Source organism: Pseudomonas sp. NBRC 111130, assembly GCF_001320485.1.
Classification (GTDB): Bacteria; Pseudomonadota; Gammaproteobacteria; order Pseudomonadales; family Pseudomonadaceae; genus Aquipseudomonas; species Aquipseudomonas vlassakiae.
This window is the reverse complement of sequence record NZ_BCBG01000012.1, coordinates 53,916-68,737: the sequence shown is the minus strand read 5'-3', so window position 1 is coordinate 68,737 and position 14,822 is coordinate 53,916. Positions and strand designations below refer to the sequence as shown.

Here is a 14,822-nt window from a genome sequence, read left to right as displayed (position 1 = left end):
CACTCGTCTGCCGCTGGCCATGCAAGCTCGCCTGCTCCTCAATTCGAGCAAGGCGGTGCTTCATGGACAATCCTTTGCTGCAAGACAGCGCAACTCCAATCGATTACCCATCGATCACGCTGCAGAACATGCACGAAGCCTTTGACCATGTGTTGCAGGCTCACGCGCAAGGGATCGAGCGGATCATCGCCGACCAGCAGCTATTGCTCACCTGGGGTGACCTGGTACTGGCCGTGGATGGGGTGTGAGGCACTGACCAGAGGTGCTGGAAAGATCGCTGCACACAATATACTGTATATGGATACAGTATCGGGGTGAGCAATGATTCCTCCAGCAGCGCAGAAGGGCCGTGGCACGGCGCATAATCCGCACAACCGGTTCGCGCCGAGCCATTCGGTGGCCGAGGATGACGGTTGGTATCAGGAAGTACCGCAGACGCAGGGTACCGAGGTACGGATTGAAACAGCAAAGTCGGTCATCAGCCGCAACACCTCACCGGACCTGCCCTTCGACCGTTCCATCAATCCCTACCGAGGTTGCGAGCATGGCTGCATCTACTGCTATGCCCGCCCTTCGCATGCCTACTGGGATCTCTCCCCTGGCCTGGATTTCGAGACCAAGCTGATAGCCAAGACCAATGCCGCCGAGGTGCTTGCACAGCAGTTGAGCAAACCGGGCTACGTCTGTGCGCCGATCAACCTGGGCTCCAACACCGACCCCTATCAGCCCATCGAGCGTGAGCAACAGCTGACACGAAGGGTGTTGGAAGTGCTGTTGCGTTTTCGCCATCCGGTGACCATCGTCACCAAGGGCGCGCTGGTTTTGCGCGACCTCGACCTGCTGGCGGACATGGCCAGGCAACGCTTGGCACGGGTGATGATCAGCCTCACTACCCTGGACGACGACCTCAAGCGGGTGCTTGAGCCCCGCGCAGCTTCACCCAAGGCCAGGTTGCGCGCCATCCGCGTCTTGCGCGAAGCCGGTGTGCCGGTAGGTGTCTTGTGCTCGCCGATAATTCCGATGATCAACGACAGCGAACTGGAGCACTTGCTGGAGGCTGCCAAGGAGGCGGGTGCACAGAGCGCCGCCTACATGATGCTGCGCCTGCCGCTGGAAGTGGCGCCATTGTTCGAGCAGTGGCTGCAGGACCATTACCCGCAACGCGCGGCCCATGTGCTGAGCCTGATACGCCAGAGCCGAGGTGGCGAATTGTATGACAGCCGCTTTGGTGCACGGATGCGTGGCGAAGGAGTCTTTGCCGAATTGCTCGCACAACGTTTTGCCAAGGCGATGAAGCGCCTGGACTTTGCCGGGCGCGAGGCACAGGCCCTTGACTGCTCGGCGTTCTGCCCGCCGGGCGGGCAAATGGCGCTGTTCTGATGCCAAGGGCCATCCCCAGCTCAGCTAATCCGAGATAATAATTGTGCTAATGGCGCTTGGCAGTTGATGCTTTTTTGCTATTATTCAGATCCCGCCTTTTCGATCTGGAACACCCGTTCTAGAGCCTCCGAATTAAGTTTCAGTTAAGTTTTCCCCGCTAGCGTAGGAATCCAGTCAACGAAGACTGTGATCTATCGCTCGTGCGTGTCATCTAAATCTGCGCATAGCCAGAATCTTTCACCGGTAAAATGGATTTACCTACACACCGTCAAGAGGATGAATCATGCCCGTAAAGGACCCATCCAAGGTCGTTCCGCAAGCTCCAGCGGAGAGCGCCGATGCCGCCCTGAAGCACATCGTCGACGGCTTCCTGCGCTTTCACCATGACGTCTTCCCTGAGCAGCAGGAGCTGTTCAAGAAGCTCGCCACCGCGCAAACCCCGCGCGCCATGTTCATCACCTGTGCCGACTCGCGTATCGTTCCCGAGCTGATTACCCAGAGCTCGCCGGGCGACCTGTTCGTGACCCGTAACGTCGGTAACGTAGTGCCGCCTTACGGCCAGATGAACGGCGGCGTTTCCAGCGCGATCGAGTACGCCGTGCTGGCGCTGAAAGTGCACCACATCATCGTCTGCGGCCACTCCGACTGCGGCGCCATGCGGGCCGTGCTGAACCCGCAGTCGCTGACCAAGATGCCAACGGTTTCCGCCTGGTTGCGTCACGCCGAAGTGGCCCGCACCGTGGTCGAGAACAACTGCTCGTGCGGTAGCGAGCACGAAACCATGCAGGTGTTGACCAAGGAAAACGTCATCGCCCAGCTGCATCACCTGCGTACCCATCCGTCGGTGGCTTCGCGCCTGGCAGCGGGTGAGTTGTTCATCCATGGCTGGGTGTACGACATCGAGACCAGCAAGATCGAGGCCTACGACGCAGCCAGTGACAGCTTCATGCCACTGACCGCAGGCGAGCCCGTGCCCTGCGCTACTCCGAGAGGCCGCTACTAAGCGACCCGTCCACAGCTGAACCTTGAATAGCCGGCTGCACCCATCGCGGGTGTGGCGCGGCCTTCGGCTGCCTTGAAAATGCCCTGACTGCCCTGCCGGCGAACGCGCTGGCGGCTCGCGCCTGCGCGCTCGTCAGGGACCACATGTGCCCACGGCCAGGGGAATGGCCGTGCGACAGAGAAAGGAGAACGATGGTGAACATGACACAGTTGAAAGCGGCCCTGCCGCGCGAGTTGCTGGCGTCGGTGGTGGTCTTCCTGGTCGCCCTGCCTTTATGCATGGGTATTGCGATTGCCTCAGGCATGCCGCCGGCCAAGGGGCTGATCACCGGTATCATCGGCGGCGTTGTGGTCGGCTTCCTGGCGGGTTCGCCGCTGCAAGTCAGCGGCCCGGCAGCCGGCCTGGCGGTGCTGGTGTTCGAGCTGGTGCGTCAACATGGCATGGCGATGCTCGGGCCTATCCTGCTACTCGCCGGGATTCTGCAATTGCTGGCTGGGCGCTTGCGCCTGGGGTGCTGGTTCCGTGTCACGGCGCCCGCCGTGGTGTACGGCATGCTCGCCGGTATTGGAGTATTGATCGTATTGTCGCAGGTGCACGTGATGTTCGACACGGCGCCACAGCCGTCGGGCCTGCAGAACCTCCTGGAGTTCCCATCCACCGTGGCTGCGGCCCTGCCCGAGGAAAGCACCGGCTCCGGCTGGATGGCTGGCGCGCTGGGGTTGGGCACGATTGCCATCATGTGGGGGTGGGAGCGCCTGCGACCGCAGAAGTTGCGCTTCGTGCCGGGTGCCTTGCTGGGCGTGACGGCGATGACCGCGATTGCCATGTGGCTGGCGCTGCCGGTGAATCGGGTGCAAGTACCGGCAGACCTGTCCGAAGCCATCGACTGGATACGTCCGGACGACCTGCTGAAGCTTGCTGATCCGACTTTGCTGGTGGCGGCATTCGCCTTGGCCTTCATCGCCAGTGCCGAGACGCTGCTGTCGGCAGCCGCTGTGGACCGCATGCACAGCGGCCAACGCTCGGACTTCGACCGTGAACTGTCGGCGCAGGGTATCGGCAACATGCTCTGTGGTGTACTCGGCGCCCTGCCGATGACCGGCGTGATCGTGCGTAGTTCGGCCAACGTCCAGGCAGGCGCGCAAACCCGTGCCTCGGCGATCCTGCATGGCCTGTGGTTGCTGGCGTTCGTGGTGGTGCTGAGCAGCGTGCTGCAGCAGATTCCGGTGGCGAGCCTGGCGGGTGTGCTGGTGTACACCGGCATCAAACTGGTCGATTTCAAGGCACTGCGAGGCCTGAGCCGCTATGGTCGGATGCCGATGTTCACCTACGTGGCGACTGCCATGGCGATCATTTTCACCGACCTGTTGACGGGGGTGCTGCTGGGCTTCGCCCTGACACTGCTGAAGCTGGCGTTCAAGGCCGCGCGCCTGAAAATCTGCCTCGTCCAGCTCGAGCCCCGCGGCCATATGGAGTTGCGCCTGAGCGGGTCGGCTACGTTCCTCAAGGTACCGGCGCTGACCCAGGTACTTGATAGCGTGCCTGCCGGCTCCACCCTGCATGTTCCGCTGGCCAACCTGACCTACATCGACCATTCATGCCTGGAACTGCTGGAGGATTGGAGCAAGACCAGCGGTTCTACCCTGCGTATCGAGCAGCGAGGCCTCAAGCGCAGGGTGGAGGGCCGCTTGCGCAGCGTTGTTGGCACCTGAGGTCAGCGCTTGACCTCGACCATCTCCGGCGCACCCGGCCATGTACCTGTCAGGTTCACGGTGCGGGTGCCGCCCAGCCACTCGCTGGCGGGCGTGTTCCACTTCATCGACTTGCGGGTGTTGGAGCCGATGTTGATGAACTCCGCCGTCAATACCATCTGGGTGGCGGTCAGGGGAATTTCCCCGAAGCTGGCCGAGCTTCCGCCGATCACCGTCCTGGACTCTTCGATCGGGCCTTCGGGGGTCTGGTAGGACAGTGTGAGCTTGGTGGTGTAGGTGGTAAAGGATGACGCCTTGCTATCCACCAGCAAGTTCAGCACACCGACCTTGCCGATCCAGCTGGGGATCAATACTCGGCTGCCTGCGAACGAGGCAAAGGTATAGGCGACAGGCATTGGTTCGGTTGCCACCTCACCGCTTTTTGCCGGCAATGTATGCATCTCGACTTCACTGGAGTTGCTGGTGAACACATAGCTCGCCTTGCCACTGCCGTTGATGCCGTCTTCACCAAGCAGGCGGTTGAGCCCGCTTGCGCTACCGGAGACGGTGAAGCTGGCTTTGCCCTTCTTTGCCACCGCATTCAGGCCACTGCTGGCGTAGATGACCGAGGTCACCACGCCGAAACCTTCGGAGATGCCAGTGCTGGTCGCCATGTTCAACTTGCGCGCCTGGCTGAGCAGCCAATCGTACTGATCGGCTAGGATGGCAAGGTTGCTGATGGTGTGCTCGCCACTGATCGCGAATTCCGAGGTAATGGAATTCTCCTTGTCGAACGTCCATTCCAGCGCGGCCTCGGGTTTGACTTCGGTACCTGTGCTCGGGTCCAGGATCATCCCGCTGACATTGGCGTTGATGCGGTTGCACGTCACGCCAGACGATTTGAAATCCCACTTGCGGCTTTGCTGGCTCTTGCTGAGCTCGACGCCGGGGAGGCAATCGACGGCCAGCTTGAAGTCGCCGGTGTCAGCGTCGATGATGCCGACCGCGCCTGGCTTGATGGACGGATTGAGGCCCCAGTTGCCCCATATCGTTGGATAGGTTCCGCGCAGCAGGTCCGTAAAAACCCTGTTTCTTTTGATCGTCATTGTCATCACCTGTATGGAAAAGGGCCGCCCTGAGGCGGCCCGATGACAGTAATGATCGAAGGCGGGGCGCAGCAGCGGGAGCATTTTCCTCGCGCTGCAGATCAGGCGCTGGCCTGACCGAACTCCACGTTCAGCTGGCGCGACAGGCAAGGCCAGCGTTTCCAGGCTTCACCGGTTTGTGGGCTGCTCAGCGTTTCACGGTAGGCTTCCACCGACTCTGCGGCGAAGCTTTCGTCGTCCAGCATCTCCTCCACCGAATGATGCACCACCTCATCCAGCTGGTTGGCGAAGGTTTCGCCGATCAGTTGGTGGGCAATGAGGTTGGCCACCGTGGTATCGACCGGGATCAGGGGTTGCTGGAAGTGGCGGATGTACAGGTCGTTGACCTCCTCTACCAGACGGTGCGCCAGGTAGGCTTCATCCAGCAGGCAGTCGAGGCCGACCTGCCCCTGCATCACGCTTGGCGGCTGCAGGAAATAGGCTTCGGCAATTTTCAGCACAGGTTTGATCTGCGACTCGATCCCGGCTTCGCGCGCCACAGTGTGGGCGGCTTCCAGCAGTTCCGGGACCTGATCGATGTACGCGCTGACGAAGCGCGCCAAAGTACCCTGGGCGTCCTGCTCAGGCAGTTGGATCGAGGGGTGCAGGTGAGGCAGTTGCAGCTCGAGACGCTTTTTCAGTTGGCCGGTGCGGCTTTCATGATCGTGGGCTTGGCTAATCTGCTCGCGTACAGCAGCGATGTTCATGACAACTCCAGGGACAAGACGTTTCAAACGGAAGACACTAAGTTAGCTCGGTATACAGAATACCTAAGACGCATTTGTTATAAATTCCGCAAACGTGTGCGCAGTTCGGCATATGCGGTAGCCACTATTTTGCCATAGCCGCTCAAGCCCGGGCTTTTGCTCGGGTTTCAGTGTTTCTTGAGGTTGATTTCACCCGCGTCGTTGCGTGCCATTGGTCGCTGTCTATACTCCGGTTGAAAGTGATTCGTTGATGAGGCCCGACTGCTTTTTTGCAGGGGCTCGGTCGTCGAAGCCAGGCAGTCTTGACCGCCGTTCCCTCTTGCCGCAGGCCATGCCTCCGGGACTACAAGAACGAGAAGGGGAACCCGCAATGATGCGACATCCACCTGTCTGGATGGGCCTGCTGTTGTGGTCGGTTCTTGGTCAGGCCAACGCCGCCTGGACCGTGAACATGCACCCGGGGGCGACGGAAGTCTCCAACGCCGTGTTCGACCTGCACATGACGATCTTCTGGATCTGCGTGATCATCGGCATCGTGGTATTCGGCGCGATGTTCTGGTCGATGGTCATCCACCGCCGCTCCACCGGCCAGCAGCCAGCGCATTTCCACGAGCACACCTGGGTAGAGATCCTCTGGACCATCGTACCCTTCCTGATTCTGGTAGCCATGGCCATTCCGGCCACCAAGACCCTGATCGACATTTACGACGCCAGCGAATCGGACATCGACATCCAGGTCACCGGCTACCAGTGGAAGTGGCATTACAAATACCTGGGCCAGGACGTGGAGTTCTTCAGCAACCTGGCCACGCCGGCTGATCAGATCCACAACACGGCACCCAAAGACGAGCACTACCTGCTCGAAGTCGACCAGCCGCTGGTACTGCCGGTGGGGGCCAAGGTGCGCTTCCTGGTGACCGCCGCCGACGTCATCCACTCCTGGTGGGTGCCGGCCTTCGCGGTCAAGCGCGACGCCATCCCTGGCTTCGTCAACGAAGCCTGGACCCGTATCGAGAAGCCCGGCATCTATCGCGGCCAGTGCACCGAGCTGTGCGGCAAGGACCACGGCTTCATGCCGGTGGTTGTCGAGGTCAAGTCCAAGGCCGACTACGACACCTGGCTCGGCGAGCGCAAGGCCGAGGCGGCCAAGCTCAAGGAGCTGACCAGCAAGGACTGGACCCTCGAAGAACTGGTCGAGCGTGGCGACAAGGTCTACCACACTACCTGCGTGGCCTGTCACCAGGCCGAGGGCCAGGGCCTTCCACCGATGTTCCCGGCGCTCAAGGGATCGAAAGTGGCCACCGGGCCGAAGGAAGACCATCTGGGCGTGGTGTTCCATGGCCGCCCCGGCACCGCAATGGCCGCGTTCGGCAAGCAGCTCTCGGAAGTCGACATCGCCGCCGTGGTCACCTACGAGCGCAACGCCTGGGGCAACAACAAGGGCGACATGGTCACGCCGAAGGACGTGCTGACGCTCAAGCAGGCAGAAGCCAAGTGAACCGGGTTTTGCGCGGCAATCAGTGGATTGCAGGAGACAGGACATGAGTGCAGTGATCGACGACCACGCCCACGGCCATGACCACGCCCACGGCCCGGCCAAGGGCCTGATGCGCTGGGTGCTGACCACCAACCACAAAGACATCGGCACGATGTACCTGTGGTTCGCCTTCATGATGTTCCTGCTCGGCGGCTCGTTCGCCATGGTGATTCGCGCCGAGCTGTTCCAGCCCGGGTTGCAGATCGTCGAGCCGGCGTTCTTCAACCAGATGACTACCATGCATGGCCTGATCATGGTCTTCGGCGCGGTGATGCCGGCGTTTGTCGGCCTGGCCAACTGGATGATCCCGCTGATGATCGGCGCGCCAGACATGGCCCTGCCGCGCATGAATAACTTCAGCTTCTGGCTGTTGCCAGCGGCCTTCTTGTTGCTGGTCTCGACCCTGTTCAGCCCGGGCGGCGGGCCGAACTTCGGCTGGACCTTCTACGCCCCACTGTCGACCACTTATGCGCCGGCCAGCGTCACCTTCTTCATCTTTGCCATCCACCTGATGGGTATCAGCTCGATCATGGGCGCGATCAACGTGATCGCCACCATCCTCAACCTGCGTGCCCCGGGCATGACCCTGATGAAAATGCCGCTATTCGTCTGGACCTGGCTGATCACCGCATTCCTGCTGATCGCGGTGATGCCGGTGCTGGCCGGTGTAGTGACCATGATGCTGATGGACATCCATTTCGGCACCAGCTTCTTCAGCGCCGCCGGTGGCGGTGACCCGGTGCTGTTCCAGCATGTGTTCTGGTTCTTCGGCCACCCCGAGGTGTACATCATGATCCTCCCGGCGTTCGGTGCGGTCAGCTCGATCATCCCGGCGTTCTCGCGCAAGCCACTGTTCGGCTACACCTCGATGGTCTATGCCACCGGCGCGATTGCCTTCCTGTCGTTCATCGTCTGGGCCCACCACATGTTCGTGGTCGGCATCCCGGTGGTCGGCGAGCTGTTTTTCATGTACGCCACCATGCTCATCGCCGTGCCCACCGGGGTGAAGGTGTTCAACTGGGTCAGCACCATGTGGGAGGGCTCGCTCAGCTTCGAGACACCGATGCTGTTCGCCATCGCGTTCGTCATCCTGTTCACCATCGGCGGCTTCTCCGGGTTGATGCTGGCCATCGCCCCGGCGGACTTCCAGTACCACGACACCTATTTCGTGGTGGCGCACTTCCACTATGTGCTGGTGCCCGGGGCGATCTTCGGCATCTTTGCCTCGGCTTACTACTGGCTGCCGAAATGGACTGGCCACATGTATGACGAAACCCTTGGCAAGCTGCACTTCTGGCTCTCGTTCGTCGGCATGAACATGGCCTTCTTCCCCATGCACTTCGTGGGGTTGGCCGGCATGCCGCGGCGTATCCCCGACTACAACCTGCAGTTCGCCGACTTCAACATGGTGTCGTCGATCGGCGCCTTCCTGTTCGGTACCACGCAGCTGTTGTTCCTGTTCATCGTCATCAAGTGCATCCGTGGCGGCGCACCCGCCCCGGCCAAGCCCTGGGATGGCGCCGAGGGCCTGGAATGGTCGATCCCCTCGCCAGCGCCATACCACACCTTCCAGACCCCGCCAGACGTGAAGTAGGAGCGCCGCCATGAAGGGCTCGTCGCTCAAGCGCCTGGTCACCCGCCTGCTGCTACTGACGGTGGTGATGTTCGGCTTCGGCTTTGCCCTGGTGCCGATGTATGACGTGATGTGCAAGGCCTTCGGCATCAACGGCAAGACGGGCGGGCAGTACGAGGGCAGCCAGGTCAGCGACCCGACGCGTTCGGTGCGGGTGCAGTTCATGTCGACCAACGCCAGCGACATGGTCTGGGACTTCTATTCCACCGCTGACGAGCTCGAGGTGAACCCGGGAGCGGTGAACCAGATGATCTTCATCGCGCACAACCCGACCAACCGGCCGATGAGTGCGCAAGCGATACCCAGCATCACCCCGGCCGAGGCCGCGGCGTATTTCCACAAGACCGAGTGCTTCTGCTTCACCCAGCAGGTGCTGCAGCCTGGCGAACGCATCGAGATGCCGGTGCGCTTCATCGTCGACCGCGACCTGCCGGCCAGCGTGAAACACCTGACGCTGGCCTACACCTTGTTCGACATCACTGCGCGTCACCCGCCGGTCGCCCATGCCGCGGTACAGGACGTCCAGGGCGCCCGCTGAGGGAAGGAGAACAGCAATGGCAAGTCATGAGCACTACTACGTTCCGGCGCAGAGCAAGTGGCCGATCATCGCCACCATCGGCATGTTCATCACGGTGTTCGGGCTTGGCACCTGGTTCAACGACATGAAGGCCGGCCATCCCTCGTCGCACGGGCCGCTGATCTTCTTCGTCGGTGCGCTGTTCCTGGCCTACATGCTGTTCGGCTGGTTCGGCTCGGTGGTCCGCGAGAGCCGGGCCGGGCTGTACAGCCCGCAGCTGGACCGCTCGTTCCGCTGGGGCATGAGCTGGTTCATCTTCTCGGAAGTGATGTTTTTCCTGGCCTTCTTCGGCGCGCTGTTCTACGTGCGTGTACTGGCCGGGCCCTGGTTGGGCGGTGAGGGGCACAAGGGTATCGCCCACATGCTGTGGCCGAGCTTCGAGTTCGCCTGGCCGTTGCTGCACACACCGGACCCGAAACTGTTCCCGCCGCCCAAGGAAGTGATCGACCCGTGGCACCTGCCGCTGATCAACACCATCCTGCTGGTCAGCTCCAGCGTGACCATTACCCTCGCTCACCACGCCCTGCGCCGTGACCATCGTGGGCCGCTGAAATTCTGGATGGGGCTGACCATCCTGCTGGGTGTCAGCTTCATCACGCTGCAGGCCTACGAGTACCACGAGGCCTACACCAAGCTGGGGCTGACCCTGGGCTCGGGCATCTATGGCGCGACGTTCTTCATGCTCACGGGTTTCCACGGGGCCCACGTGACCTTGGGCACGATCATCCTGATCGTGATGTTCGTGCGCATTCTGCGCGGGCACTTCAACCCCGAGAAACACTTCGGTTTCGAGGCGGCGAGTTGGTACTGGCACTTCGTCGATGTGGTGTGGGTGGGGCTATTTATCTTCGTATACGTGCTGTGAATACAGAACCCTGTGGGAGCGGGCATGCCCGCGAATGCGTCGGCACATTCAACATCGCATTCGCGGGCATGCCCGCTCCCACTGGGTCAGATGAAAATTTCAGAAAGGGGCGTGGGAAACCAGCTGACCACTGATGAAACCCCAGGCGACCAGGCCGACGGTCAGCGCCGCCAGGGTGACACGCACGGTCAGGGCTTTCAGCAGGCGGGTCGAGTTTTCATCGTCCTTGACCAGAAACACCAGGCCACTGAACAGGCTGGCGACCGTGGCCAACAGCATCAGGACAATCGCGGCCTTGAGCATGGCGATACTCCGGGGGGATGCGGTGATGTGGATAAGTATAGCGATTGGCCCGGCGAGGCTGCGATGAGGCGGTTCCGCCCAGGCTGGATACCGACCTTGGTAGTGCTCGCGCTGCTGCCGGGGTTGATCGCGCTTGGCTGCTGGCAGCTTGGCCGGGCGGAAGAGAAGCGCGTCCTGCTGGAGGTCTATGCCCAGCGTGAGGTCGATGCCCCGCTGGCCACCACCCAGTTGTTGCAGACGCCTGATCCAGCCTACCGCCGGGTCCACCTCTACGGCCGTTTTGACGCCGGGCACAGCGTGCTGCTGGACAACCGCATGCGTGACGGCCAGGCCGGCGTCGAGCTGTTGCAACCTTTCCATGACCAGGCCAGTGGTCTGTGGCTGCTGGTCAACCGTGGCTGGTTGCCATGGCCGGACCGTCGCGTGCCGGTGCATTTCGACACCCCCGAGCAGACCTTGGCGCTGAACGCGTCGGTGTATGTGGCGCCAGGCAGCAGTTTCCAGCTCCACCCCGACCCCGTCGGGGGGCAATGGCCGCACCTGCTCAATGCAATCGACGCGGCTCAAGTGTGGCAGCAGCTCGATCGCGAAGGCTTTGCCCATGAGTTACGCCTGGAACCCGGCCCGGCTGCGTATCGGCTGGACTGGCCGATTGTCGCCATGGGCCCGGAAAAACACCTCGGTTACGCCGTGCAGTGGTTCGCGCTGGCCATTGCTCTGGTGCTCCTCTACCTCTATTTCGGCTGGCACAACAACAAGGAGAAACAGCATGGCCACCGCCACTCCACTGGACCTGCCTGAACGTAGCAAGCCCAGAGCCCGCGGGCGTTTACAGCTGATCTTGATCCTGCTGGTGGTGCTCGGGCCAATGATCCTGGCCACCTGCATGTACAAACTCCGGTTCTGGGTGCCGGAAGGCCGCAGCTACCACGGCGCGATGATCGGCAATGGCGAGAGCCGCGCCGATATCGGCATTGCCGGTGAGGACCCGCGTTGGCAACTGCTGGTGACTGCGCCCGATGCTTGCGCTGAAGATTGCCAACGCCTAGTGTACCTGGTGCGGCAGATCCAGGTCGGCCTGGGCCGCGACGCCGGCCGGGCCAGCCATGCCTTGGCCGCCGCCCAGCCATTGCCCAGCGACTATCAGGCGCTGCTGGGGCGTGAATATCCACAGCTGCAACGCTATCCACTGGATGCCCCGCGCTATCTGCAAAAGGTCGGAGAACCCGGCCCGCAACTGTGGATTGTCGACCCGCACGGCAACCTGGTGCTGCGCTACGACGGCAAGGTCAACGGCAAGCATGTGCTCGACGACCTGCGTCACCTGCTCAAGCTGTCCAATATCGGCTAGGAGCTTGCCATGGCCAGACCCGGATTCCGCCTCGCTGTGTTCGCCACCCTGCTGGCACTGCTGGTCGTGCTGCTCGGTGCCTACACCCGTCTGACCCACGCCGGCCTCGGCTGCCCCGACTGGCCTGGCTGCTATGGCTTCATCAGCGTGCCCAACAGTGAAGCGCAGCTGGCTCATGCCGAACTGCACTTTCCCGACCACCCCGTCGAAGAGGCCAAGGGCTGGGCCGAGATGGTCCATCGCTACTTTGCCGGCACGCTCGCCGTGGTGATCGCGCTGCTTGCCCTGCAAGCGCTGCGCCGGCATGCCCGCGATGGCCAGCCTTATCGCCTGCCATTGTTGTTGCTGGGCGTGGTGCTGGCGCAGGCGGCGTTCGGCATGTGGACCGTCACCCTCAAGTTGTGGCCGCAAGTGGTCACCGCGCACCTGCTGGGCGGCTTTACCACCCTGAGCCTGCTGTTCCTGCTATCGCTGCGTCTATCTCGGGCCTTTGCGCCCTTGCCGAAATTGCCACTCAGTCTCCGACGGATAGCCGCGTTGGCCCTGCTGGTGGTGATTGGCCAGATCGCCCTGGGCGGCTGGGTCAGCTCCAATTACGCGGCGGTCGCCTGCATTGACCTGCCGACTTGCCATGGCCAGTGGTGGCCGGCAGCGGACTTCAGCAACGGTTTCCACCTCACCCAGCATGTCGGCCCCAATTACCTCGGCGGGCAACTGGACAGCGATGCGCGCACGGCCATTCACATCAGCCACCGCCTGGGTGCACTGCTGGTGACCTGCGTGCTGCTGGTGCTCAGCTGGAAGCTGTACCGTTGTGGCCTGACCGGCCTGGCCCGATGGATATTGCTGGTGCTGGCGCTGCAGGTCGGCCTGGGCATCAGCAACGTGCTGTTCCACCTGCCGCTGGCCGTGGCCGTCGCGCATAACGCTGGCGGCGCGCTGCTGCTGTTGAGCATGGTGCTGGTGAACTACCGCATCCGCGTGGTCGACAAGGTCCGCGTCGGCGTCAAACAAGGTTGGCGCCTGCGGCCGGGGTCAGCCTCACCCACCCCATGAGGAGCGATACGTGGCGACGCTTCTGAGCGGACGTTGTGCCAGTTGGCGCGATTACCTGGAGCTGACCAAGCCCAAGGTGGTGGTGCTGATGCTGATCACTTCGCTGGCGGGCATGTTCCTGGCGACCCGCGCCGGGGTCAGCTGGAGCGTGTTGCTGTTCGGCAACCTCGGTATCGCCCTGTGCGCGGGCAGCGCGGCGGTGGTCAACCACGTGGTGGACCGGCGCATCGACGCGCTGATGGCCCGGACCCACAAGCGCCCACTGGCCCAGGGCCGGGTCGAGCCGTTGCCGGCGTTGCTGTTCGCCCTGGCCCTGGCCCTGCTCGGCCTGGCCCTGCTGCTGGTGTTCACCAATGCCCTCGCCGCCTGGCTGACCCTGGCTTCGCTGCTAGGCTATGCGGTGCTCTACACCGGCTTTCTCAAGCGTGCCACACCGCAGAATATCGTCATTGGCGGCCTGGCCGGTGCGGCGCCGCCGCTGTTGGGCTGGGTCGCAGTGAGCGGCCATATCAGCGCCGAGCCGCTGCTGCTGGTGCTGATCATCTTCGCCTGGACGCCACCGCATTTCTGGGCACTGGCCATTCACCGCAAGGAAGAGTACGCCAAGGCCGATATCCCGATGCTGCCGGTCACCCACGGCGAGCGATACACCAAGCTGCATATCCTGCTGTACAGCCTGATTTTGCTGGCGGTGAGCCTGCTGCCGTTTGCCATCCACATGAGTGGGCCGCTTTACCTGGCCTGTGCCTTGGCGTTGGGCCTGCGCTTCCTGCATTGGGCCTGGGTGTTGTACCGTGGCAGCCGGCCGCACGCGGCGATCGGTACCTTCAAGTACTCTATCGGCTACCTGTTCGCGCTGTTCATCGCGTTGCTCGTTGACCACTACCTGTTGCTGAATCTATGACCCGAACCCAGAAAACCGTCTTCATCCTCGTTGCCTTGGTCGCCCTGATCATGGGCCTGACCGTCAACAAGGTGCTCAGTGAACGGGGCCAGCTCAACCCGACCGAGCTGATCGACGCCGGCATCATTCTGTTGCCGCAGAGCCGCGCGGTGGCCGACGTGACCATGACCAACCAGGATGGCCAGCCGGTGCAGCTGGACGACCTGAAGGGCAAATGGTCGCTGCTGTTCTTCGGCTACACCTACTGCCCGGACATCTGCCCGACCACCCTGGCCCAGCTGCGCCAGGTGAAGAGCGAGCTGCCCAAGGAGGCCGTGGACCGGCTGCAGGTGGTATTGGTGAGCGTGGACCCGAACCGCGATACGCCGAACCAGCTGAAGCAGTACCTGGGCTATTTCGACAAGGATTTCGTCGGCGTGGCGGGGTCGATCGAAGATACCCAGAAACTGGCCAATGCCTTGAGCATTCCGTTCATCCCGGCCGATACCAGCAAGCCGGGGTATACCGTGGATCACAGCGGCAACCTGGCGGTTGTTGGTCCGGATGGACGTCAGCGTGGGTTCATTCGTGCGCCGTTCAACAACCAGAAGCTGGTGGCGCAGTTGCCTGGCCTGGTCAAGCGGGATTGAGATTGCTGGGCCTGCTGCGCAGGCCTTTCGCGACACAAGGC

The 14,822-nt window shown here is 62.2% G+C and carries 14 protein-coding genes and 2 pseudogenes; 13 read left to right on the top strand and 3 right to left on the bottom strand.

From position 1 onward, the window contains the following. Nucleotides 1–62: 62 nt before the first annotated feature. The 4 genes and pseudogenes from APH33_RS06605 to APH33_RS06590 form a co-directional block, all read left to right on the top strand. Nucleotides 63–245, top strand: a pseudogene (locus APH33_RS06605) (hypothetical protein); the annotation flags it as partial. Nucleotides 246–321: 76 nt separating this feature from the next. Continuing rightward, the gene (locus tag APH33_RS06600) at nucleotides 322–1,380 is read left to right on the top strand and encodes a PA0069 family radical SAM protein (RefSeq protein WP_054884389.1); all 1,059 of its coding nucleotides are present in this window, start codon (nucleotides 322–324) and stop codon (nucleotides 1,378–1,380) included. Between the two features lie 283 nt (nucleotides 1,381–1,663). Further along, nucleotides 1,664–2,383 carry a carbonic anhydrase gene (locus APH33_RS06595; RefSeq protein ID WP_054884388.1) on the top strand — a complete coding sequence of 240 codons (720 nt, stop codon included), beginning with the start codon at nucleotides 1,664–1,666 and terminating at the stop codon, nucleotides 2,381–2,383. 191 nt (nucleotides 2,384–2,574) lie between these two features. Next, nucleotides 2,575–4,095 (top strand): SulP family inorganic anion transporter, encoded by a 1,521-nt coding sequence (locus APH33_RS06590; protein ID WP_371263238.1) that lies wholly within the window; start codon nucleotides 2,575–2,577, stop codon nucleotides 4,093–4,095. A gap of 2 nt (nucleotides 4,096–4,097) precedes the next feature. On the opposite strand, the gene APH33_RS06585 is transcribed toward APH33_RS06590, so the two are convergent. Together APH33_RS06585 and APH33_RS06580 are read right to left on the bottom strand one after the other, a co-directional pair. Beyond that, on the bottom strand, nucleotides 4,098–5,264 hold the full coding sequence (locus tag APH33_RS06585; RefSeq protein ID WP_256218596.1) for a hypothetical protein: 1,167 nt from the start codon (nucleotides 5,262–5,264) through the stop codon (nucleotides 4,098–4,100). A gap of 17 nt (nucleotides 5,265–5,281) precedes the next feature. Next, entirely contained in the window at nucleotides 5,282–5,926 is a 645-nt protein-coding gene (locus APH33_RS06580; protein ID WP_054884386.1) for a hypothetical protein, read from the bottom strand. Between the two features lie 370 nt (nucleotides 5,927–6,296). Here APH33_RS06580 and coxB point away from each other — a divergent pair, with 370 nt between their 5' ends. From coxB to APH33_RS06560, 4 genes are read left to right on the top strand one after another with little or no spacing between them, the layout of a single operon-like run. After that, entirely contained in the window at nucleotides 6,297–7,424 is a 1,128-nt protein-coding gene (coxB, locus tag APH33_RS06575) for a cytochrome c oxidase subunit II (RefSeq protein WP_054884385.1), read from the top strand. Nucleotides 7,425–7,467: 43 nt separating this feature from the next. Then, nucleotides 7,468–9,057 carry a cytochrome c oxidase subunit I gene (gene ctaD / locus APH33_RS06570; RefSeq protein ID WP_054884384.1) on the top strand — a complete coding sequence of 530 codons (1,590 nt, stop codon included), beginning with the start codon at nucleotides 7,468–7,470 and terminating at the stop codon, nucleotides 9,055–9,057. Nucleotides 9,058–9,067: 10 nt separating this feature from the next. Beyond that, nucleotides 9,068–9,634, top strand: coding sequence for a cytochrome c oxidase assembly protein (locus APH33_RS06565; protein ID WP_054884383.1), 567 nt, complete (start codon nucleotides 9,068–9,070; stop codon nucleotides 9,632–9,634). 16 nt (nucleotides 9,635–9,650) lie between these two features. Next, nucleotides 9,651–10,538, top strand: a complete 888-nt coding sequence (locus APH33_RS06560; RefSeq protein ID WP_054884382.1) for a cytochrome c oxidase subunit 3 — start codon at nucleotides 9,651–9,653, stop codon at nucleotides 10,536–10,538. A gap of 99 nt (nucleotides 10,539–10,637) precedes the next feature. Here the strand turns inward: APH33_RS06560 and APH33_RS06555 are convergent, their stop codons facing one another. Further along, nucleotides 10,638–10,841 (bottom strand): twin transmembrane helix small protein, encoded by a 204-nt coding sequence (locus APH33_RS06555; RefSeq protein WP_054884381.1) that lies wholly within the window; start codon nucleotides 10,839–10,841, stop codon nucleotides 10,638–10,640. A gap of 63 nt (nucleotides 10,842–10,904) precedes the next feature. On the opposite strand from APH33_RS06555, the gene APH33_RS06550 reads away from it, so the two are divergent. The 5 genes and pseudogenes from APH33_RS06550 to APH33_RS06530 all read left to right on the top strand — a co-directional run bounded on the left by APH33_RS06550 (nucleotide 10,905) and on the right by APH33_RS06530 (nucleotide 14,781). Further along, nucleotides 10,905–11,642, top strand: coding sequence for an SURF1 family protein (locus APH33_RS06550; protein ID WP_054884380.1), 738 nt, complete (start codon nucleotides 10,905–10,907; stop codon nucleotides 11,640–11,642). Further along, the gene (locus APH33_RS06545) at nucleotides 11,611–12,192 is read left to right on the top strand and encodes a hypothetical protein (RefSeq protein WP_054884379.1); all 582 of its coding nucleotides are present in this window, start codon (nucleotides 11,611–11,613) and stop codon (nucleotides 12,190–12,192) included. The genes APH33_RS06550 and APH33_RS06545 overlap by 32 nt, the downstream gene beginning before the upstream one ends. Nucleotides 12,193–12,201: 9 nt before the next feature. Next, nucleotides 12,202–13,274 (top strand): annotated as a pseudogene (locus APH33_RS06540) (heme A synthase). Next, nucleotides 13,259–14,152 carry a heme o synthase gene (gene cyoE / locus APH33_RS06535; protein WP_054884377.1) on the top strand — a complete coding sequence of 298 codons (894 nt, stop codon included), beginning with the start codon at nucleotides 13,259–13,261 and terminating at the stop codon, nucleotides 14,150–14,152. Before APH33_RS06540 ends, cyoE begins: the two are co-directional and overlap by 16 nt. Continuing rightward, nucleotides 14,149–14,781 (top strand): SCO family protein, encoded by a 633-nt coding sequence (locus tag APH33_RS06530; protein WP_054884376.1) that lies wholly within the window; start codon nucleotides 14,149–14,151, stop codon nucleotides 14,779–14,781. Before cyoE ends, APH33_RS06530 begins: the two co-directional genes overlap by 4 nt. The last annotated feature ends 41 nt before the right edge of the window (nucleotides 14,782–14,822 follow it).